At 73.3% G+C, this 19,358-nt stretch carries 17 protein-coding genes; 12 read left to right on the top strand and 5 right to left on the bottom strand.

The window, feature by feature from the left end:
• Positions 1-5 precede the first annotated feature (5 nt).
• On the bottom strand, positions 6-374 hold the full coding sequence (locus tag QOZ88_RS03515; protein ID WP_454970306.1) for a WhiB family transcriptional regulator: 369 nt from the start codon (positions 372-374) through the stop codon (positions 6-8).
• A 209-nt stretch (positions 375-583) separates the two neighbouring features.
• Between QOZ88_RS03515 and QOZ88_RS03510 the strand changes: the two genes are divergently transcribed.
• Positions 584-1,459, top strand: a complete 876-nt coding sequence (locus tag QOZ88_RS03510) for a mechanosensitive ion channel family protein (protein ID WP_305998408.1) — start codon at positions 584-586, stop codon at positions 1,457-1,459.
• Here QOZ88_RS03510 and QOZ88_RS03505 read toward each other — a convergent pair whose 3' ends face one another.
• From QOZ88_RS03505 to QOZ88_RS03490, 4 genes are all read right to left on the bottom strand, one after another.
• Positions 1,460-3,361 carry a helicase-related protein gene (locus QOZ88_RS03505; protein ID WP_305998407.1) on the bottom strand — a complete coding sequence of 634 codons (1,902 nt, stop codon included), beginning with the start codon at positions 3,359-3,361 and terminating at the stop codon, positions 1,460-1,462.
• 189 nt (positions 3,362-3,550) lie between these two features.
• On the bottom strand, positions 3,551-4,873 hold the full coding sequence (locus QOZ88_RS03500) for a DUF222 domain-containing protein (protein WP_319946869.1): 1,323 nt from the start codon (positions 4,871-4,873) through the stop codon (positions 3,551-3,553).
• Positions 4,874-5,280: 407 nt separating this feature from the next.
• Complete coding sequence (locus QOZ88_RS03495) at positions 5,281-7,476, bottom strand: MMPL family transporter (RefSeq protein ID WP_305998406.1); 2,196 nt, start codon at positions 7,474-7,476, stop codon at positions 5,281-5,283.
• A 6-nt stretch (positions 7,477-7,482) separates the two neighbouring features.
• Positions 7,483-8,082 (bottom strand): TetR/AcrR family transcriptional regulator, encoded by a 600-nt coding sequence (locus QOZ88_RS03490; protein WP_305998405.1) that lies wholly within the window; start codon positions 8,080-8,082, stop codon positions 7,483-7,485.
• Between the two features lie 314 nt (positions 8,083-8,396).
• Between QOZ88_RS03490 and QOZ88_RS03485 the strand changes: the two genes are divergently transcribed.
• From QOZ88_RS03485 to hypF, 11 genes are all read left to right on the top strand, one after another.
• Positions 8,397-8,726 carry a hydrogenase maturation nickel metallochaperone HypA/HybF gene (locus tag QOZ88_RS03485; RefSeq protein WP_305998404.1) on the top strand — a complete coding sequence of 110 codons (330 nt, stop codon included), beginning with the start codon at positions 8,397-8,399 and terminating at the stop codon, positions 8,724-8,726.
• Between the two features lies 1 nt (position 8,727).
• Complete coding sequence (hypB, locus tag QOZ88_RS03480; protein WP_305998403.1) at positions 8,728-9,495, top strand: hydrogenase nickel incorporation protein HypB; 768 nt, start codon at positions 8,728-8,730, stop codon at positions 9,493-9,495.
• A 168-nt stretch (positions 9,496-9,663) separates the two neighbouring features.
• Positions 9,664-11,166 (top strand): hypothetical protein, encoded by a 1,503-nt coding sequence (locus QOZ88_RS03475; RefSeq protein WP_305998402.1) that lies wholly within the window; start codon positions 9,664-9,666, stop codon positions 11,164-11,166.
• Positions 11,163-11,711 carry a hydrogenase maturation protease gene (locus QOZ88_RS03470; RefSeq protein WP_305998401.1) on the top strand — a complete coding sequence of 183 codons (549 nt, stop codon included), beginning with the start codon at positions 11,163-11,165 and terminating at the stop codon, positions 11,709-11,711. The genes QOZ88_RS03475 and QOZ88_RS03470 overlap by 4 nt, the downstream gene beginning before the upstream one ends.
• A 33-nt stretch (positions 11,712-11,744) precedes the next feature.
• Positions 11,745-12,290 (top strand): hemerythrin domain-containing protein, encoded by a 546-nt coding sequence (locus tag QOZ88_RS03465; RefSeq protein ID WP_305998400.1) that lies wholly within the window; start codon positions 11,745-11,747, stop codon positions 12,288-12,290.
• A 46-nt stretch (positions 12,291-12,336) separates the two neighbouring features.
• Complete coding sequence (locus QOZ88_RS03460) at positions 12,337-13,401, top strand: NADH-quinone oxidoreductase subunit B family protein (protein ID WP_305998399.1); 1,065 nt, start codon at positions 12,337-12,339, stop codon at positions 13,399-13,401.
• Between the two features lie 43 nt (positions 13,402-13,444).
• Positions 13,445-15,241 (top strand): nickel-dependent hydrogenase large subunit, encoded by a 1,797-nt coding sequence (locus tag QOZ88_RS03455; protein ID WP_305998398.1) that lies wholly within the window; start codon positions 13,445-13,447, stop codon positions 15,239-15,241.
• On the top strand, positions 15,234-15,929 hold the full coding sequence (locus tag QOZ88_RS03450) for a hypothetical protein (protein ID WP_305998397.1): 696 nt from the start codon (positions 15,234-15,236) through the stop codon (positions 15,927-15,929). Before QOZ88_RS03455 ends, QOZ88_RS03450 begins: the two co-directional genes overlap by 8 nt.
• Positions 15,926-16,531 (top strand): DUF5947 family protein, encoded by a 606-nt coding sequence (locus tag QOZ88_RS03445; protein WP_305998396.1) that lies wholly within the window; start codon positions 15,926-15,928, stop codon positions 16,529-16,531. The genes QOZ88_RS03450 and QOZ88_RS03445 overlap by 4 nt, the downstream gene beginning before the upstream one ends.
• Positions 16,532-16,543: 12 nt before the next feature.
• Complete coding sequence (locus QOZ88_RS03440) at positions 16,544-16,768, top strand: hypothetical protein (RefSeq protein ID WP_091929507.1); 225 nt, start codon at positions 16,544-16,546, stop codon at positions 16,766-16,768.
• A 152-nt stretch (positions 16,769-16,920) separates the two neighbouring features.
• The gene (gene hypF / locus QOZ88_RS03435) at positions 16,921-19,356 is read left to right on the top strand and encodes a carbamoyltransferase HypF (protein ID WP_305998395.1); all 2,436 of its coding nucleotides are present in this window, start codon (positions 16,921-16,923) and stop codon (positions 19,354-19,356) included.
• The last annotated feature ends 2 nt before the right edge of the window (positions 19,357-19,358 follow it).

The following is a 19,358-nucleotide window of genomic DNA, read 5'->3' as shown; positions in this document are numbered from 1 at the left end:
GACGATCAGGCGCTGATGATGTCGCGGCGCTGCAGCCGGACCCGGCGGCGCTCGCGCTCCGAGAGGCCGCCCCAGATGCCGAAGCGCTCGTCGTTGGCCAAGGCGAACTCCAGGCACTCGGCGCGCACCGGGCAGCCGGTGCAGACGCGCTTGGCGTCCCGGGTGGAGCCGCCCTTCTCCGGGAAGAACGCCTCCGGGTCGGTCTCGGCGCACAGCGCGTCCAGCCGCCACGAGTCGTCGGACTCCACCGGGGCCGGCCAGGCGGCGGCGTCGAGCGGCGGGAAGGCGGTGAAGGCGTCGACGGGGGCGCGGTGCTCGGCGTCGGTCGCGGAACCGGGGACCAGGGTGAGCAGGGGGCGGGAGAAGGAAGGCACGGGAAGCTCCTCGGAGGACGGTCGTGGCAGGCGCGGTGACGGGCTGGTACGGCCTGCTTGCTGCCTGTGACGTTACGGAGCCGAGGCCGGATCGGCACTGGCAGAACCCGTACGAAACCGTCTCGTCCGATTGGGCAGATGTGTGGCTACCCGACCCGCCGGTGGGTCCCGGACAGGCGGGACCCTTGCACGCTGCCTAGCCTCCGGGGGTGTCCGGAGTGCACCTGACCTTCCCCCTGGCGGGCGAGGACCCCGTCGTCACCGATCCGGTCTCGTGGCAGCAGGGCGTCCAGGCGCTGGTCGTACTCGTCCTGGGCATCGTCCTGGCCGCCGTCGTCCGCCGGGGGATGGTCCGCGCCATCGACCGCGAGGGCAGCCGCCACGTCGGCGTGGTCGTCGGCCGCTTCGCCGGCGTGGTGATCGCCGCGGTGGCCGCCGTCTACGCCCTCGACCTGCTCGGCGTGCGCATCGGCCCGCTGGTGGGCGCCCTCGGCGTCGGCGGGATCGCGATCGCCTTCGCCGCGCAGGACATCCTGCAGAACTTCATCGCCGGCGTCCTCCTGCAGGTCCGCCGTCCCTTCCGGGTGGGGGAGCAGATCGGCAGCGGCGACCACGAGGGGACCGTCGAGGACGTCAACCTGCGCACCACCGTGCTGGCCACCTACGACGGGCTGGTGGTGTACCTGCCGAACGCCGAGGTGCTCAAGCAGCCGATCGTCAACTACACCCGGACGCCGCTGAGCCGCACCTCGCTGACCGTCGGTCTGCCCTACGACGCCGACCTCGAGCGGGCGCGGCAGGTGCTGCTGACCGCCTGCCTGGACACCGCCGAGGTGCAGGCGAGCCCGCCGCCCGAGGTGTGGGTGGAGGAGTTCGCGGACTCCTCGGTCAACGTGGCGGTCCGCTACTGGCACCCGGCCGACATCGCCAGCCGGTGGCGGGTGCGCAGCGCGGTCGCCGTCTCGGTGAAGTCGGCGCTGGACGCGGCCGGCATCTCCATCCCCTTCCCGCAGCGGGTGCTCTGGTTCCCCGAGGGCACGGGTGCAGGAGGACCTGCGGGGGACGGGAGCGGAGGACCCGGCTGATCAGCCGCGGCGGGCGCGTCCGCGGGGACCGCCCTGCCGCCCGCCGAGCGCCCGGCCCGCCGCCCGGCCCGCGGTCCGCCGGCCCCCGCCGACGGGCCGGCGCTCGCGCTCGCTCTCGCGCCGGCCGGCCGGCGCGCTGCAGGGCCGGCAGGTGGTGAACCAGGGTGCGATCGCGTTCCCGCACTCCACGCACTTCCCGGACCGGCCCAGGGCGATGGCGTCGGGGAGCAGTTCGGTGATCATCTCCGCACACTCCTCCTCGACCCACGCGGCGTCCTCGCTGTCCAGGCCGGCGACGCCGGGGAACTGGCGCAGCAGGGTCTGGGCGTCCCGGGCGGCCGCCGCCGCCTGCTCGTACTCCTCGACGGTGCCCCCGCGCGGGACATCGGGCAGCACGGTCTCCGGCGGGACCGGGAGGCCGACGGCGTGCTGCAGGGCGGCCCGCGCGAGCACCAGCCAGCGGGTGCGCCGCGGCGGGTTGTAGTCGATGGCGAGGTTCACCAGCCGCCACACGGTGTTCAGGTCGCCGGCCGCGCCCAGCGGGCCGCGCAGCAGCGGGAGCAGGGCGTGCACCCGGAGGACGAGGCTCGTGACGTCGTCGGCGGTCATCGCCTGGTCACGGGTCGCGGCCCGGGCCCAGGCCATCCAGCGGGTCAGCGCCTCGGGGAGGTCGACCGCCTCGAAGGCACCGAGGTCCTCGAGCTCGGGCCGCAGCCGGGGGGCGCGCTTGGGGAGGTCGCTCATCTCGTCGCCCCGGGCGACGGCGGCACCGGCGCCGACCAGCGCCGCCACCGGCTTGAGCCCGCTGACGCCGATCAGGATGCCGGCGGCGCCGTGGCCGGTGAGGCCGTAGCGTCCGGCCCGCCCGGCGATCTGGGCGGCCTCCCAGGTGCGCAACGGGCGCATCTCCTGGCCGTCGTACTTGGTCGTCTCGGCGAAGAGCACGGTGGTGGCCGGCACGTTGATGCCGTGGCCGATCACGTCGGTGGTGACCAGGACGTCGAGCTCGCCGCTGGTGAACCGCTCGATCACCTCGCGCCGGGTGGCCGGGGGCAGCGCCCCGTAGAGGACGCCCACCTTGCCCGGGCGGTGCTGGTCGAGCTCGGCGGCGACCGCGTAGACGGCCTTGCGGGAGAAGGCGACGACGAGGGTCTGCGGCCGCACGCTCGCCGGCCGCACCGGCGCGCGGAGGACGTCCAGCCGCGACAGCCGCTTGTGGTTGACGACCTCGACGTGCTCGGCGTCGGAGATCAGCGGCTTCAGGACCAGGTACGCCTCGGCCGCGGAGATCAGGTGCATCCGGCGGTATTCGCCGGTGAGCAGGAGCCGCGCCCAGTGGTGCCCGCGGTCGGGGTCGGTGACCCAGTGGGCCTCGTCGAGCACCAGCATCTCGCCGCGGTCGGGGGCCTTCTCCACGGTGCAGCACACGATGGGCGCGAAGGGGTCGATCTCCTCCTCACCCGTCGACAGGCCCACGGTGCCCTCGGGCAGCTGCGCCGAGAGCTTGGCGTAGGCCTCGTGCGCGAGCTGCCGGAGCGGGGCGGCGTAGACGCCGGAGCCGGTCGCGGCCAGGGCCTGGAGGGACTCGTAGGTCTTGCCGGAGTTGGTCGGACCGAGGTGGAAGACGACTCCCTCCGGCCGGGTGGCGCGGGCGGGCAGCTCCGGTGCAGCGCCTTCCACCCAGCTCTGCTGGGCACGCTTCTCCTCGCGGGCGGCGGCGCGGTCGGTCTCGCAGGCGGCGGCCCGCTTCTCCTCGCGGGCGGCGGTGCGGTCGGTGCCGAGCGCGAGGGCGCGGTCGGTCCCGTGGGCGGCGGCGCTGTCGGTTCCGCGCGCCGCGGCCAGGCGGGTGGCGGATCGGTTCCGCCGGCGGGCGGGCGCGGGCTGGTGGTCGTGCTCGGGCAAGCGTGATCCTCGAGGGCTCGGGGGCAGGTGCGCGCCTCTGCCGAGCCGCGTCGTCACCTGAGCCAACACCGAGGGCCACCGATCCATGCCCGCGGGGGTCGTCAGCGGCTCGGGCGAACGGCACGCAGGGACGGACCGGCCCGATGATGCCGGGCATCGCGGGAGCGCCACCTGAGCGAACACGTCTGCTCAGGCACTCACGAGTGCCCGTCCGGTGGCCGACCTGCCGATGCTGCTCAGCCGGCGCGAGAGTTGGCGGGTTGGGCGGTGATGCGGGGGAGGATGAGGATCTCGGTGCCGTCGGGGCGGTAGGTGTGCCATCGGCCGTCGGGTTGGCGTTCGATCCGGAAGCCGTGGTGGATCTTGGTGTGGTGGCGTTCGCACAGGAGCGCGCAGTTGGCGGGGTTGGTCTGGCCGCCGTCGATCCAGTGGACGAGGTGGTGGACGTCGCACCAGTGGGCGGGGGGGTGGCAGCCGGTGCTCTGCACACTCAACGACGCCGCAGCCGCCGTCGCGGGCCTCCAGGGCGCGGCGCAGCGGGGGTGGGGAGAGGCGTTGGCGGCGGCCGTAGTCCAGGACCTCGCCGTCGGGGCCGATGACGATGCGGCTGATGCCGCCGTCGCAGGCCAGCCAGCGGGCGCGGGCGGCGGAGATGATGGTGCCGAAGCCGGTCTGGGCGGCGCCGGGGCCGGCCGCGGCCGGGTCGATGAGATCCTCGAGGTCCACCCGGACCACCACGTGTGGTTTGTGGGTGCGCAGGATCGGCAGACCGCCGGCGGCCAGGGCGTTGTCGCACAGCTGGACGAGGGCGTCGGCGGACTGCTGAGCCCGGGTGCGCGTGTCCCCGGCGGGCCGGGAGGCCTGCACGATCGACTCGATCGCGGTCTGCAGCTTCTCCCCGCCCACGGCGTCGAGCTCGAACCGGCCGCTCACGCTGCCGTCGGCGTGCTTGACCAGGGTGAACGACCGGCCCTCGGTGGGGTCGGGTTCGGGCCCGTCGGGGTCCAGCCGGGCCAGGTAGTGGGCCACGACCTGCCGTAGCTCCTCGTGCGGGCGGGTGGCGGCGACCTCGGCCAACGCGGCGTCGACGCCGGCGAGGTCGACCTCCTGGGCTGCGGCGGCGGCCAGCTTGCCCGGTGCGGCCACCGGGGCGATCACGGCCAGCGCCTCGGCGGGCACCGCCCCGGTCGCGGCCGCTGCGGCGACCGCGGGCAGGGCTTCCAGGGCGCGCCCGGCGGCGACCAGCCGCTTGGCGGCGGGGTCCGGCAGCCGGGCGTGCCCGCGCAGCCAGGAGGCCATCGTCTTCTGCCCGTCGTGCTCGGCGGCGCCGGTCAACTCGCCCTGGCGGACGGTGCGGGCGATCTCGGCGGTCAACCGGTTCCCGGCCACCAGCAGGAGGCCCAGGCGGTCGATCAGCTGCGGCCCGAACGCAGCGGTCAGGTCCTGGGCGGCCAGGTCGTCCAAGGCGGCGGCCAACCGGTCGATCGCATCGGCCGCACCTGTCGAACACATGTGCGAATACTACCGCCGGTCGGCGACACCCGCAGCACGAATCCGCAGGTCAATGTCCTTGTCCACAGATCGTGGGCGCGACTTGACAGCAGGCCCGCGTCGTCCGCCGCCAGGCTGGATCGGCGGACCGGATCGCGCGGAAGAGGTCGGCCTGCCCGACCGGTCCGGGGGAGCGCAACAGGCCTGCAGGTTCCGGACGCCGGTCGGTGGCGCAACCTGCACGTTCCGGACGCCGGTCGGTGGCGCACCTGCACGTTCCGGACGACGGTCGGTGGCGCACCTGCACGTTCCGGACGACGGTCGGTGGGGCGCCTGCCGTCCGGACGCGGAGCGCCCCGCCTGCTTCCCGGACGCGGAACGGCCCGCCTGCACGAGCAGGCGGGCCGTCCGGCGGTGCGTGGTGCGGATCAACGCGGTGCGGCGCCGACCGCCTCCCGGTCGTGCGCGGGGCCCGACTTCTCCAGCGCTGCGCCCTCGACATCGAGCACCGGCAGCCACTGCAACCAGCGCGGCAGCCACCAGGCCCGGTGACCCAGCAGCGCGAGGGCGGCGGGCACGAGCACCATGCGCACCACGAAGGCGTCGAACAGGATGCCCGCGGCCAGGGCGAACGCGATCGACTTGATCGTGGGCTCGCCCGCCGGCACGAAGCCGGCGAAGACCGAGAACATGATCAGCGCGGCCGCGACGACGACCGGTGCCGCCTGGCGGAACCCGGTGCGGATCGCCTCCAGCGGCGCGGCGCCGTGGCTGTGCGCCTCGTGCATCCGGGAGACCAGGAAGATCTGGTAGTCCATCGCCAGGCCGAACAGGATGCCGATCACCAGGATCGGCGTCAGGCTGATCAGCGGTCCCGTCACCTCCAGGGCGACCAGGTCGGCCAGCCAGCCCCACTGGAACACCGCGACGGCGGCGCCGAGCGACGCGCCGACGGTGAGCACGAAGCCGAGGACGCCGACCAGCGGCACCAGCAGCGAGCGGAAGACCAGGACCAGCAGCACCAGCGCCAGGCCGACGACGAGCAGGAGGTACACCGGCAGCGCCTCGTTGAGGCTCTCCGCCACGTCGACGCTGACCGCGGTGGCGCCGGTGACCGAGGCCTCGACCCCGTCGAGGTCGGCGAGTTGCGCGCGCAGGTCCTCGACGAGCTGCTCGGTCTCGGCCGTGGCCGGGCCCGACCCGGGGATGACGTTGAGCAGCGCCGCGGTGCCGTCGGCGTTGGGCATCGGCGGGGTCACCAGGGCGACGTCGTCCACCTCGGCGATCGTGGCGCTGGCCGAGGCCGCGGCCTCGGGTGCCCCGTCGCCCTCGAACAGGATGGTCAGCGGCCCGAGGAAGCCCTCGCCGAAGCCCTCGGCGAGCAGCTGGTCGGCCCGGGCGGCCGTGGAGTCCTCGGCCGGCTCCTGCACCAGCGTCGTCCGCATGGAGAAGAACGGGATGGCGATGACGCCGAGCACCACCACGGTCAGCAGCAGGGAGACCACGCGGTGGCGGGTCACCGTGGCGGCCCAGCCGGCGAGGAAGCCGCGGCGACCGGCGTCCCCCGGCTCCATCCAGGGGGAGGAAGCGGCGTCCGTGACGGCGCGCTGGCGGCGGGGCAGCGCCCGGCGTCCCAGGTAGCTCAGCGCCGCCGGCACGAGGGTGATCGCCACCAGGACGGCGACGACGATCGTCGCGGCCGCGGCGATGCCCATCTGGGTGAGGAAGGGGATGCCGACGACCGAGAGCCCGAGCAGGGCGATGACCACGGTCAGCCCCGCGGTGACCACCGCCGACCCGGCGGTGCCGACGGCGGTGGCGATCGCGGTGCCCACGGGCGACCCGTGCCGCAGCTCCTGCCGGAACCGGGTCACGATGAACAGCGCGTAGTCGATGCCGACGGCGAGGCCGAGCATCGCCGCGAGGATCGGGGTGGTCGAGGAGAGCTCGGCGAAGCCGGTGGCGACGGTGACGCCGAGGACACCGATGCCGACGCCGACGACGGCGGTCAGCAGGTTCATGCCGGCCGTGACGAGCGAGCCGTAGGTCACCGCGAGGACGACGAGCGCGACGACGACGCCGATGACCTCCGAGGGGCCGCCGACGTGCGGCGGCTCCTGGATCGCCTGGCCGGTCACCTCGACGGTCAGCGCGCCGTCGCCGGCCGCCTCGACCGCCTCCAGCAGCGCGTCCCGCTGCTCCGGGGTGACCTCGCCCAGCCCGCCGGCGAAGGTCACCGTGCTGTAGGCGGTGGTCTGGTCGGCGTTGACCGCGGGTGCCGCGGGGTCCAGCGGGTTGCTCGCCCCGGCGACCCCGGGCAGTCCGTCCAGCTCCGCAACCAGCTGCTGGATCGCGGCCGCGTTCTCCGGCGTGGTCAGCGTTCCGCCGTCGGGTGCGGCGACCACGACCCGGGCCGAGGCCCCGCCGGCGCTGCCGAACTCCTCGTCGATCCGCTCCAGGGCGGTGGTCGACTCCTGGCCGGGGATGTTGAAGGCGTCGGACGTCTCACCGGCGAGGGTGGCCGCGCCCGCTCCGCCGGCGACGAGGACCACCAGCCAGACCAGGAGCACCGGGAGCCGGCGCCGGTGCGCGAGGGCCCCGAGTCGGGACAACAAGACAGCCATGCGGGATCAGGCCTCCACCTGGTGGTGATCGGGAAGAGCGACGCCGGGCCGGGAGTGGCCGAGGGCGTCGAAGCAGGTCGCGATGATCGAGGCGCGCCACCTCGTCGTGTCGTCCTCCTGGTGGGCGGTGAGGCTGAGGACCGCCAGCGCGGCGAGCGCGCCCAGCACCCGGATCGCCCGCTCGGAGGCGGGCGCCCCGGGATCGACGCCGAACGCCTGCAACGCCGCTGCTCCGACGGCCTCGAGCTCCGGGGCCTGGCGGTTCTGGTCGCCCTGCGTGATCGGCGCCAGGAGCAGCGCCACCATCCCCGGGTGGGCGAGCGCCACGTCGACGAGCACCTCGAGGGCGCGCCGGTCGCGCTCAGGCCCCGGCGGCAGCTCGCCGACGGAGCCGAGCACACGCTGCCCGAGGACACCGGCCTGGGTCAGCACGGAGCGGTACAGCGTCTCCTTGCTCGCGTAGTGGTGCAGCAGCCCCGCCTTGGACAGGCCGACCGCGTCCGCGACGTCCTGGACCGAGGTCTTGGTGAAGCCGCGGCGCGCGAAGAGAGCGGCAGCCTGGTCGAGGATGCCCTCGTCGATCTGCTGCCGGAAGGGAGGTGCCACGCGCCCAGCGTACGGATGACCGACCAGATCGGTAGGTGTACCGACCAGATTGGTAGGTAACCTTCCTCACGATACGAGCCCGACGCCGTCCGACGTCGACGACGAGCCCCACGGCGCAGCGGACATGGCCTCTCTCCACGTGCTGCTCGACGTCATGGCTCACCGAGAATCCGCGGCTCGTGGTGAGCGGCGTCCGGCCGCTTCGTCCTGGAAGCCAGGCGCCAGGGCGGGTAGCCCTCCGCCGGCCCGGGCTTGCGCCCGCCCCGCATGAGGGCTAGGACGAGTCTTGCGGCACGACCCGCAGGGGGTGCGCAGTGCACGAGCTCGCGATCAGCCAGGCCGTGGTGGACGCCGTCCGGGAGCGGACCGGCGACCAGCGCGTGCGGTCCCTCCGGCTGGTCGTGGGCAGGTTGTCGGGTGTCGTGCCCGATGCGCTGCGGTTCTCCTTCGAGCTGGTCGCCGAGGGGACGCCGCTCGAAGGTGCCGACCTGGTGATCGAGGAACCCGGGGGCCGGGCGCGGTGCAGGAGCTGCGGTACGGAGTTCGGTACCGAGGACCTGGTCGTGCTCTGCCCGTGCGGCAGCGCCGACGTCGCCGTGACCGCCGGCTCCGAACTGCTCGTCCGCTCGGTGGAGGTGGCCTGAGATGTGCGGCACGTGTGGCTGTGAGGACGATGCCGGCGTCCGGCTGACGACGTTGCCCGACGACGCAGCTCACCCCCATCCGCACGGTCCGTCGGGGGACACCGGTCGCACCGTCGTCCTCGAGGCGCGTGTGCTGGCCAAGAACGAGGACCTCGCCGTGCGGAATCGTCGCTCGCTCGCCGGGCGGGGGATCGTCGTGGTCAACCTGATGAGCTCTCCCGGCTCGGGGAAGACCACGCTGCTCGAGCGCACGGTGCGGGAACTGGGCGTCCAGTGGCCGGTCGCCGTCATCGAGGGGGACCAGGAGACGCACCTGGACGCCGAACGCATCCGGGCGACCGGCTGCCCCGTGGTGCAGATCAACACCGGGGCGGGCTGCCACCTCGACGCGGACATGGTCCGCCGCGGCCTGGAGGCGCTCGATCCGCCGGACTCCTCGCTCGTCCTCGTCGAGAACGTCGGCAACCTGGTCTGCCCGGCCTTGTTCGACCTCGGGGAGACCGCCCGGGTGGTGGTGATGTCGGTGCCGGAGGGCGACGACAAGCCGGTGAAGTACCCGCACATGTTCCGCACCGCCGACCTGGTCCTGATCAACAAGGCCGACCTGCTGCCCTACGTCGACTTCGACCCCGAGCGCTGCGCCCGACAGGTCCGGTCGCTCCATCCCGCGGCGGAGGTCCTGCAGATCTCGGCTACCCACGGTGACGGGATGCCCGCCTGGTACGACTGGCTCCGTGCCCTCCGGCCGGGCCTGCTCCCTCCCGGTTGACAGACCTCGACGGTCGGGTGTGTGCTCGACGTCACATCCACGAATCGAGCGGCAGCCCACAGGGGTGAAGCGGATGCGGGACGTCGGTCTTCACGCTCCGCGGTGCCTGCGGCCCCGGCCACCCGACCCGGTCGCTGGGGAACATCTGATCGCGGAAGCCGTCGCGCGGTGAGCGCGGCGGCCCGGCAGGACGGCCTGCCGCCGGAGGGCGGCCAGGCTCCCGTGACCCTGCTGCGGTCGTCCATCGCTCCCGGCGCCGCAGTGGTCGCGCCGTCGGGGCTGGAGCACGCCGTGGCCGTCGCCGACGCCGTCCTCTACGAGGGCTACCTCCTCTACCCGTACCGGCGGTCCTCGCCGAAGAACCGGGTGCGCTGGCAGTTCGGCGTGCTGGCCCCGCGTGACTTCGTGGCGGCGGCGGGCGCGGCCGACACCAGCGTCGCCGGCTCCGCCGACGCCTGGTACCAGCAGACCGACTGCCTGCTGGAGCCGCGGTCCGGTTCCGAGGTCCGCTCGGTGCGGGTCCTGCTGCGCTTCCTGCAGGTGCAGCACCGTGCGGTCGAGGCGCCGACGCCGGACGGCGGCTGGGCGGAGGTCGATGCGCTCGACGTCGACGGGCAGCGGCACCTCACCTTCGACGAGGCCGTGCCCCGCGAGTTCGAGGTCGACTGCGGGCTGGACGAACTGCGCGATGCGCCGCGGACGTGGCCGGCGACCGCTCCCGGCGGCGAGGAGATCGAGGAGCTGCGCAGCGGGTCCGGCGTCACGGTCGGCCGGATCGTGCGGCGCCGCCGGCCGGTGCAGGCGGCGATGCGCCTCGAGCTGTCGCCGGCGGAGGCACCGTTCCCTCTGCACCGGCTGCGGCTGGTCGTCGAGAACACCGCGGAGGCGCGGGAGATCGCCTCGCGACCGGATGCGCTGCGGGTCTCGCTGGTGGCCGCGCACAGCCTGCTGGCGCTCCGGGGGAGCCGCTTCGTCTCGCTGCTCGAACCGCCGGTGTGGGCCGCCGTCGCCGCAGGGGAGTGCCACAACGTGCACACCTATCCGGTCCTGGCCGGCCGGGACGGCGGGCGGGACGTCGTCCTCTCCTCGCCGATCATCCTCTACGACCACCCGCAGATCGCCCCGGAGAGCCCCGGCCCGCTGTTCGACTCCGGCGAGATCGACGAGATCCTGTCGCTGCGCACGATGACGCTGACCGACGAGGAGAAGCGCGAGGTCCGCGCGACCGACCCGCAGGCGGCGGCGCTGCTGGATCGCGTCGACCACCTCCCGGAGGAGATCCTCGCCCGGCTGCACGGGGCGGTGCGGTCGCTGCGGCCGGTCCGACGAACGGCGCCCGCGGTCCGGCCGGAGGAGCGGGCCTGGTGGGAGCCCGGGGCGGATGACGACGTCCGCCCGGAGACCGACGACGTCCTCGTCGACGGCGTGCGCGTGTCCCGAGGATCGCGTGTGCGGCTGCGCCCCCGCCCGCACGGCACCGACGCGCACGACGTCTTCCTCGCCGGGCGCACGGCCCGGGTCGAGGCCGTCCTGCTCGACGTCGACGGCACCCGGTTCGTGGCGGTCGTGCTGGAGGACGACCCGGGCGCCGACCTGTTCGACTGGTACGGCCGGCACTACCAGTTCGCGCCCGAGGAGATCGAACCGCTGCCCGGGGACGGCCCCCGATGAGCGCGGGCCGCGTGCTGATCGCCGGCATCGGCAACGTCTTCCTGGGGGACGACGGCTTCGGCGTCGAGGTGGCCACCCGCATCGACCGCGCCGACCTGCCGGACGGCGTCGACGTCGTCGACTACGGGATCCGCGGCGTGCACCTGGCCTACGAGCTGCTCGACGGCCGGTACTCGACGGTCGTCCTGGTCGACGCCGTCCCGCTCACCGAGCCGCCCGGCACCCTCGCCGTCCTCGAGGTCCCGCTCGGCGACGGCGGCCGGCGACCCGACGTCCTCGCGGTGCCGGCGGTCGACGCGCACGGGATGAGCCCGCTGGCGGTCATCGACCTGCTGCGCGGTCTGGGCGGGACCGCCGGCCAGGGCGGTCCGGTCGAGCGGGTGCTCGTGGTCGGCTGCCGCCCCGGCGTGCTCGAGGAGCGCATGGAGCTGTCCGAGCAGGTGCGGGCCGCGGTCGAGCCCGCGTGCCGGCTGGCCGTCGACGTCGTCCGGGACCTGCTGCCGCGACCGCACGACCGGGAAGGAGCCGCCGCCGAGGTCGCCTGACCGACGTCCGCGACGCACGAGGGAAGGACGGCGATGGACGCCATCGAACTGCTCAGCCACGACCACCGGATGGTCGAGCAGCTGTTCCGCGACTACTCCGCCGCGGCCTCCGACGCCCAGCGCCGCGGCGTGGTCGAAGTGCTCGTGCGGGAGCTGTCCAAGCATGCAGCCCTGGAGGAGCTGATGTTCTACCCGCTGGCGAAGCGGGTGCTGCCCGACGGGGACGCCGTGATCAGCCGGCGCCTGGACCGGCACGCCGCGGTCAAGCGCCAGCTGATCGACCTCGACCGGCAGGGCGAGGGCGACGAGCGGACCGACGGGGCCATGGCGACGCTGCGGGAGATCGTCACCGCGCACGTCCGGGAGGACGAGGACGAGCTCATGCCGAGGCTGCGCCGGGAGCTCGACGAGCAGGCGCTGGCCGAACTGGGGGCCGAGCTCGACGCGGCCAAGCAGAAGGCGCCGACCCGGCCGCACCCGGCCGCCCCGGACGAGCCGCCGCTGCTGACTATCGCCGCGCCGGTCGCGGCGATCTACGACCGGTTGCGGGACCGGCTGCAAGGCAGGCCCCGCACGTGAACGCGCACCCAGGGACGACAGGGAACCGGCGAGGGAGGAGCACGCGATGAGCGAGATGGCCACAGCGACCCGGCCGGCGGCGGAGGGCTTCGACGAGGTGCACATCCTCTGGATCTCCGAGGGGATGAGCTGCGACGGCGACACCGTGTCGATCACCGCGTCGAGCCAGCCGTCGATCGAGGACGTCGTCACCGGCATGATCCCCGGCCTGCCGACGGTCCACCTGCACAACAAGGTGCTGTCCCCGACCGTCGGTGGCGAGGAGTTCCTGGCCCCCTTCCGGGCGGCGGCCCGCGGCGAGCTCGACGCACCGTTCATCCTGGTCATCGAGGGATCGATCCCGAACGAGAAGATCAACGGCGAGGGCTACTGGACCTCGTTCGGCAACGACCTCGAGACCGGTCAGCCGCTGACCCTCAACTGGTGGATCGACCAGCTGGCGCCCAAGGCGTGGGCGGTCGTCGCGATCGGCACCTGCGCCGCCTACGGCGGCATCCACGCCATGGCCGGCAACCCGACCGGCTCCATGGGGCTGGCCGACTACCTGGGCTGGGACTTCAAGTCCGCCGGGGCGCTGCCGATCGTCAACATCCCCGGCTGCCCGGTGCAGCCGGAGAACTTCATGGAGACGCTGACCTGGGTGCTCTACCACGCTGCGGGGTCGGCGCCACCGCCACCGCTGGACTCGTTGCTGCGACCGCAGTGGCTGTTCGGGAAGACCGTGCACGAGGGGTGCGACCGCGGCTCGTACTACGAGCAGGCCGACTTCGCCAAGGACTACAACTCGCCCAAGTGCCAGGTGAAGATCGGCTGCTGGGGACCGGTCGTCAACTGCAACGTGCCCAAGCGCGGCTGGATGAACGGCGTCGGCGGGTGCCCCAACGTGGGCGGGATCTGCATCGCCTGCACCATGCCCGGCTTTCCCGACAAGTTCATGCCGTTCATGGACATGCCGCCCGGCGGCAGCCTGAGCTCGATGCTCGGCAAGCCCTACGGCGCCTTCGTCCGCCGGATGCGCGGCATCACCAACGCGACCGCCAACCGCGAGCCGAAGTGGCGGCACAACGGAGACGTCCTCACCACCGGCTACGACCCGCGGTACCGCCCGTGAGAACCGAACTCGACCGGACAGCCCACGACCCGAGGAGCAGGACATGACGACGACGGAGCGACGCCCCGCCGCAGCAGAGCCCGGGCAACTCGTCGAGATGTCCTGGGACCCGATCACCCGGATCATCGGCAACCTCGGCATCTACACGAAGATCGACTTCGCCAACCAGCGGGTGGCCGAGTGCCACAGCACCTCGTCGCTGTTCCGCGGCTACTCGGTCTTCATGAAGGGCAAGGACCCGCGGGACGCCGGATTCATCACCAGCCGGATCTGCGGCATCTGCGGCGACAACCACACCACCTGCTCCGTGTACGCCCAGAACATGGCCTACGGGATCAAGACGCCACCGATGGCCGAGTGGATCATGAACCTCGGCGAGGCGGCCGAGTACCTGTTCGACCACACGATCTTCCAGGACAACCTCGTCTTCGTGGACTTCTGCGAGGCGATGGTCAAGGACACCAACCCCAGCGTGCTGGCGCGGGCGGAGAACACCGAGGCACCGCACGCCGGCATGCACGGCTACCGGACGATCGCCGACATCATGCGCGCGTTCAACCCGTTCGAAGGCGACGTGTACAAGGAGGCGCTGAAGGTCAGCCGGACCACCCGGGAGATGTTCTGCCTGATGGAGGGCCGGCACGTGCACCCCTCCACGGTCTATCCCGGCGGGGTGGGCACGATGCCCGAGCCGACGCTGTTCACCGACTACCTGAGCAAGCTGATCTCGATCCTGGACTTCTGCAAGAAGGCGGTCGCGCTCAACGACGACGTCTTCGACTTCTGGTATGAGGCCCTGCCCGGCTACGAGGAGGTCGGTCGGCGGCGCGTACTGCTCGGCTGCTGGGGCGCCTTCCAGGATCCGGAGGTCGTCGACTACTCGTACGAGAACATGAACGAGTGGGGCAAGGCGATGTACGTGACCCCGGGCATCGTCATCGACGGGAAGCTGCTCACCACCGACCTGGTCGACATCAACCTGGGGATGCGGATCCTGCTCGGCAGCTCCTACTACCAGGACTGGGTCAACGAGGAGCCGTTCGTCACGCACGACCCGCTCGGCAACCCGGTGGACATGCGCCACCCGTGGAACCAGACGACGCTCCCCGCCCCCGGCAAGCGGGACTTCGGCGACAAGTACAGCTGGGTGATGAGCCCACGCTGGCTGCACCCGGACACCGGCGAGCACCTCGCGCTGGACACCGGCGGTGGCCCGTTCGCCCGCCTGTACACGACGGCGCTGGCCGGGCTCGTGGACACCCCGTACGTCAAGTCCACCGGGCACAGCGTGCAGATCAGCCTGCCCAAGAGCCACGAGCTGCCCGAGCAGACGATCGAGTGGACGATCCCGAAGTGGTCCAACGCGCTCGAGCGGGACCGGGCCCGCGTCTACTACATCGCCTACACCGCGGCCATGGCGATCTACTTCCTCGAGCAGGGCATGGCGCGGATGCGCGCTGGCGACACCAAGGTCTTCCAGGACTTCGAGGTGCCCGACGAGGCGATCGGCGTCGGCTTCCACGAGGCCGTCCGCGGCGTGCTGTCCCACCACCTGGTGATCAAGGACGGCAAGATCGCCAACTACCACCCCTATCCGCCCACCCCGTGGAACGCCAGCCCCCGCGACATGTACGGCACGCCGGGCCCGTACGAGGAGGCGGTGCAGGACATGCCGATCTTCGAGGAGAACGGGCCGGACGACTTCCGCGGCATCGACATCATGCGCGCGGTGCGCAGCTTCGACCCGTGCCTGCCGTGCGGCGTGCACATGTACCTCGGCGAGGGACGCACGCTGCAGAAGCTGCACTCGCCGATGTTCGGAGCCGGCAATGGTGGCTGAGCCCGCTCTGACCGATCACGCCGCGACCGATCATGCCGTGGCCGGCGCGGCGGACGCGGCGGTCGCCGGGCTGTTCGCCGCTGCCGGCGTGCCGCCGCCGGACGAACAGTCACCGGCAGGGCACCCGCTCGGCGACGCGGAGGTCGAGCAGCGCCTCGCCGACCTCGACGAGCTGCTCGGTCGGGTGGAGGAGATCCCGGGCCCGGCCGGCGAGCTGGCCCTCGAAGCCGTCGCCGCGCTGGCGGAGGTCTACGGTGCGGCGCTCACCCGGGCGATGGCCTACGCATCCGGCGCAACGAGTTCCACGGGGACGCCGCTCGTCGAGGCCTTCACCGGAGACGACCTGCTCGGACACCTGCTGGCGCTGCACGGCATCCACCCGGCCCCCGTCGAGGAGCGGATCGCCCGGGCGCTCGACGAGGTCCGGGCCGAGGTCGGATCGAAGGGCGAGATCACGCTCCTCCGCATCGGCGCCGGCGTGGCGGAGGTGCAGGTCGTCGAGGAGGGCGGGAGCGGGTGTGGCTGTTCGTCGGCGGCCGCCCCGTTGGGCGACGTCGTCCGGGACGCGGTGCTGGCGGCCGCGCCGGAGCTGTCGGAGGTCCGGGCGGTGACGATCGAAGCGCCCCGCCCGGCCACCTTCATCCCGCTCGATGCGCTGCTGCGCTCGCCACCTCAGCGGGTGCCGTGACGAGCGCCGGAGCACTGGAGCGGGTCGTCCGCCGGTCGTCGAGCACACCGGCCGAGAACACCGAATGCTGCGACATGTGCGGGCTCGCCGTGCCGGAGCAGCACCGGCACGTCCTCGACCAGCAGGCCGGGGAGCTGATGTGCACCTGCCAGGCCTGCACGTTGCTGTTCCAGCGCGATGCCGCCGGCCGTGGGCACTACCAGCTCGTCCCGGAGACCCGGCTCCGGCTGGCCGACCTGTCGCCGAAGGAGCTCGGCGTGCCGGTGGGTCTGGTCTTCTTCGTCGTGCAGTGCGACGGATCGGTGCTCGCGAACTATCCCAGTCCCATGGGTCCGACCCGGTCGGAGGTCGACGCCGGCACGTGGCAGGCCCTGCAACAGCGCTGCCCGGAGCTGGCCGGCTTGGCTCCCGGTGTGCAGGCGCTGCTGCTCGACACCGCCCGCGGCGCCGACGAGCACTGGCTGGTCCCGATCGACGACTGCTACCGGCTGGTCGCCGTGATCAAGCGGGAGTGGAGGGGGCTCTCCGGCGGCAGCACGGTCTGGCCGGCGATCCGGGAGTTCTTCGACGGGCTGGCCGAGCCGCGGCGCAGCACCTACTGACAGGAGAAGCCGATGACGACCGAGAACAGGCCGGCCGGGATCCGGGTCGGCAAACCCGATGCCCGGCCCGACACGGGGTCCCACACCAAGGGGGTGAAGCAGGGCAACCACGGCCCCTACGAGGGTCAGACCGGGCACCATCCGGACGGCACGGCCGACGCGCGCCGCTCCACCGGGATCAACCCGAAGAAGCACGACGCGATCCTGCCGATCATGCCCAACCTGCCGCCCGGTTGATCGCGGCACGAGCCCGGACGGGGGCGGCACCGAGGTCAGGAGGAGACCATGTACATACCGAAGTGGGTGCTGCTGTTCCCGCTGGTGGTGGCCGTCGGGTTGCTGTGGAAGGAGTTCCCTGCGCTGGTCCGCTACGTGAAGATCGAGCGGATGTGAGCCGTGGTCCGTCGCCCGCGTCCGCGGCGGCGTGCGGCGGTGCTGTCGACCGGGACAGCGGGGTGGTCACCGGCGTGCGGATCGGGCCGTCCGGTCCGGCGCCGGTGCCCGGTCCCGCCCGGTCGCGCCGCAGGTTCGTCGTCCACGGCATCGTCCAGGGCGTGGGTTTCCGGCCTTTCGTGCATGCGCTGGCCACCGAGCTCGGGCTGGCCGGAGCGGTGCACAACGACAGCGGCGGGGTCGTGGCCGAGGTCGAGGGCACGCCGACCGCGGTGGCCGCCTTCGCCGCACGATTGCGCACCGAGCCGCCACCGCTGGCCGTCGTGGAACGGGTGCTGGAGACACCGGTGCCGCCGTGCGGCGACAGCGGCTTCCGGATCGACGCCTCGGCGCATTCGTCGGCAGGCCGCACCCTGGCGTCCCCCGACGTGGCCACCTGCGACGACTGCCTCGCCGAGCTGGGCGACCCGGCCGACCGGCGCTACCGGCACCCGTTCCTCACCTGCACCCACTGCGGCCCGCGGTTCACGATCACCACTGATCTGCCGTACGACCGGGCGAACACCACCATGGCCGGTTTCCCGATGTGCGCAGCCTGCGCCCGGGAGTACCGCGATCCGACCGACCGCCGCTTCCACGCCCAGCCGATCGCCTGCCCGGACTGCGGGCCCCGCCTGGAGTTCGTGGCGCCGGCGGGCGAGCCGGTGACCGGCACCGAACCCGCGTTGGCCGCGGCCCGCCGGTTGCTCGCCGGAGGCGGCGTGCTCGCCGTCAAGGGGCTCGGCGGGTACCACCTGGCGTGCCGTGCCGGGGACGACGCCGCCGTCGCCGCCCTGCGGGCGCGCAAGCACCGGGGGGCCAAGCCGTTCGCCGTGCTGGTGCGGGACCTCGCCACCGCCGAGCGGCTGACCGTCGTCGACGAGCCGGCCGCACGGCTGCTCACCGACCGCGCCCGGCCGATCGTGCTGCTCCCGCGCCGTACCGGCGCGGGCGAGGTCGCCGACGCGGTCGCCCCCGGCAATCCCGACCTCGGTGTGCTGCTGCCCTACACGCCACTGCACCACCTGCTGCTCGGCGACGGCCCGGACGGCCCCGGCCCGGCCGCGCTCGTGCTCACCTCGGGCAACCTCGGCGGGGAGCCGATCGTCGCCGACGACGACGAGGCGCTGACCCGGCTGGCCGGGCTGGCCGACGGATGGCTGCGGCACGACCGGCCGATCCACGTGCCCTGCGACGACTCCGTGCTGCGGGTGGTGGACGGCGAGGTCGTCCCCGTCCGCCGATCCCGTGGCTACGCACCGCTCCCGGTGGCGCTGCCGGTCTCCGTGCCGCCGACGCTCGCCGTCGGCGCCGACCTGAAGAACGCCTGCGCCGTCGGCAGCGGGCGGCGGGCCTGGCTGTCCGGCCACATCGGCGACATGGACGACCTGGCCACCTGGCAGGCCGCCACCGCGGCCGAGCGCCACCTGGAGGAGCTGACCGGCGTCCGGCCGCAGCGGCTGGTCGCCGATGCCCACCCCGGCTACCGGAGCCGGGCCTGGGCGCACGAGCACGCGGCCGGACGGCCGGTGGACACGGTGCAGCACCACCACGCCCACGTCGCCGCGCTGATGGCCGAGCACGGGTACGACGGCAGTGCGGCGGTCGTCGGGATGGCCTTCGACGGCACCGGCTACGGGACCGACGGTGCGGTGTGGGGGGGTGAGGTGCTGGTCGCCGACTACGCGGGGTTCGACCGGTTCGCCCACCTGGGCTACGTACCGCTGGCCGGCGGCGACGCCAGCGTGCAGCGCCCGTACCGGATGGCGCTGGCGCACCTGGCCGCCGCCGGGGTGCCCTGGGACGACGACCTCCCCCCGGTGGCGGCCTGCCCGGGCCGCGAACGTCTCGCGCTGGCGCACCAGCTGCGGACCGGGCTCGGCTGCGTGCCCACCTCCAGCATGGGCCGGCTCTTCGACGCCGTCGCCTCTCTGGCCGGGGTCCGCCACGTCGTGGACTTCGAGGCGCAGGCAGCCATCGAGCTCGAGGCGCAGGCCCGTTGCGTCCCCCCGGGTGAGCAGGGTTACCGGTTCGGCGTCGTCGACGGCGAACCGGTCGTCGCGGACCCGGGGCCGGTCGTCCGTGCGGTCGTCGAGGACGTGCGGGCCGGGGTGCCGGCCGGGGTGATCGGGGCCCGTTTCCACGCCGCGGTCGCCGGCCTGGTCGTCGTCCTCGCCCGCCGGCTGCGTGCCGAGCGGGGCCTGCCCGCCGTCGGGCTGACCGGCGGTGTCTTCCAGAACGCGCTGCTGCTCTCGGCGACCGGCCGGGCGCTGGCGGCGGACGGTTTCACCGTGCTGCGGCACCGCCTGGTGCCTCCGAACGACGGCGGGCTGGCCCTGGGGCAGCTGCTCGTCGCATCCCGTGCATCCGAGACAGCCCCCGGGACGAGGTGAGG

This window comes from Blastococcus carthaginiensis (genome assembly GCF_030731085.1).
Lineage (GTDB): Bacteria > Actinomycetota > Actinomycetes > Mycobacteriales > Geodermatophilaceae > Blastococcus > Blastococcus carthaginiensis.
This window is presented reverse-complemented; position numbering and strand designations above follow the sequence as displayed.

Excerpts from the sequence above, each read along its gene's own strand:
- QOZ88_RS03500 (WP_319946869.1), bottom strand. The coding sequence starts at position 4,873 with ATGTGTTCGACAGGTGCGGCCGATGCGATCGACCGGTTGGCCGCCGCC.
- QOZ88_RS03495 (WP_305998406.1), bottom strand. The coding sequence starts at position 7,476 with ATGGCTGTCTTGTTGTCCCGACTCGGGGCCCTCGCGCACCGGCGCCGG.
- hypB (WP_305998403.1), top strand. The coding sequence starts at position 8,728 with ATGTGCGGCACGTGTGGCTGTGAGGACGATGCCGGCGTCCGGCTGACG.
- QOZ88_RS03470 (WP_305998401.1), top strand. The coding sequence starts at position 11,163 with ATGAGCGCGGGCCGCGTGCTGATCGCCGGCATCGGCAACGTCTTCCTG.
- QOZ88_RS03465 (WP_305998400.1), top strand. The coding sequence starts at position 11,745 with ATGGACGCCATCGAACTGCTCAGCCACGACCACCGGATGGTCGAGCAG.
- QOZ88_RS03460 (WP_305998399.1), top strand. The coding sequence starts at position 12,337 with ATGAGCGAGATGGCCACAGCGACCCGGCCGGCGGCGGAGGGCTTCGAC.
- QOZ88_RS03455 (WP_305998398.1), top strand. The coding sequence starts at position 13,445 with ATGACGACGACGGAGCGACGCCCCGCCGCAGCAGAGCCCGGGCAACTC.
- QOZ88_RS03440 (WP_091929507.1), top strand. The coding sequence starts at position 16,544 with ATGACGACCGAGAACAGGCCGGCCGGGATCCGGGTCGGCAAACCCGAT.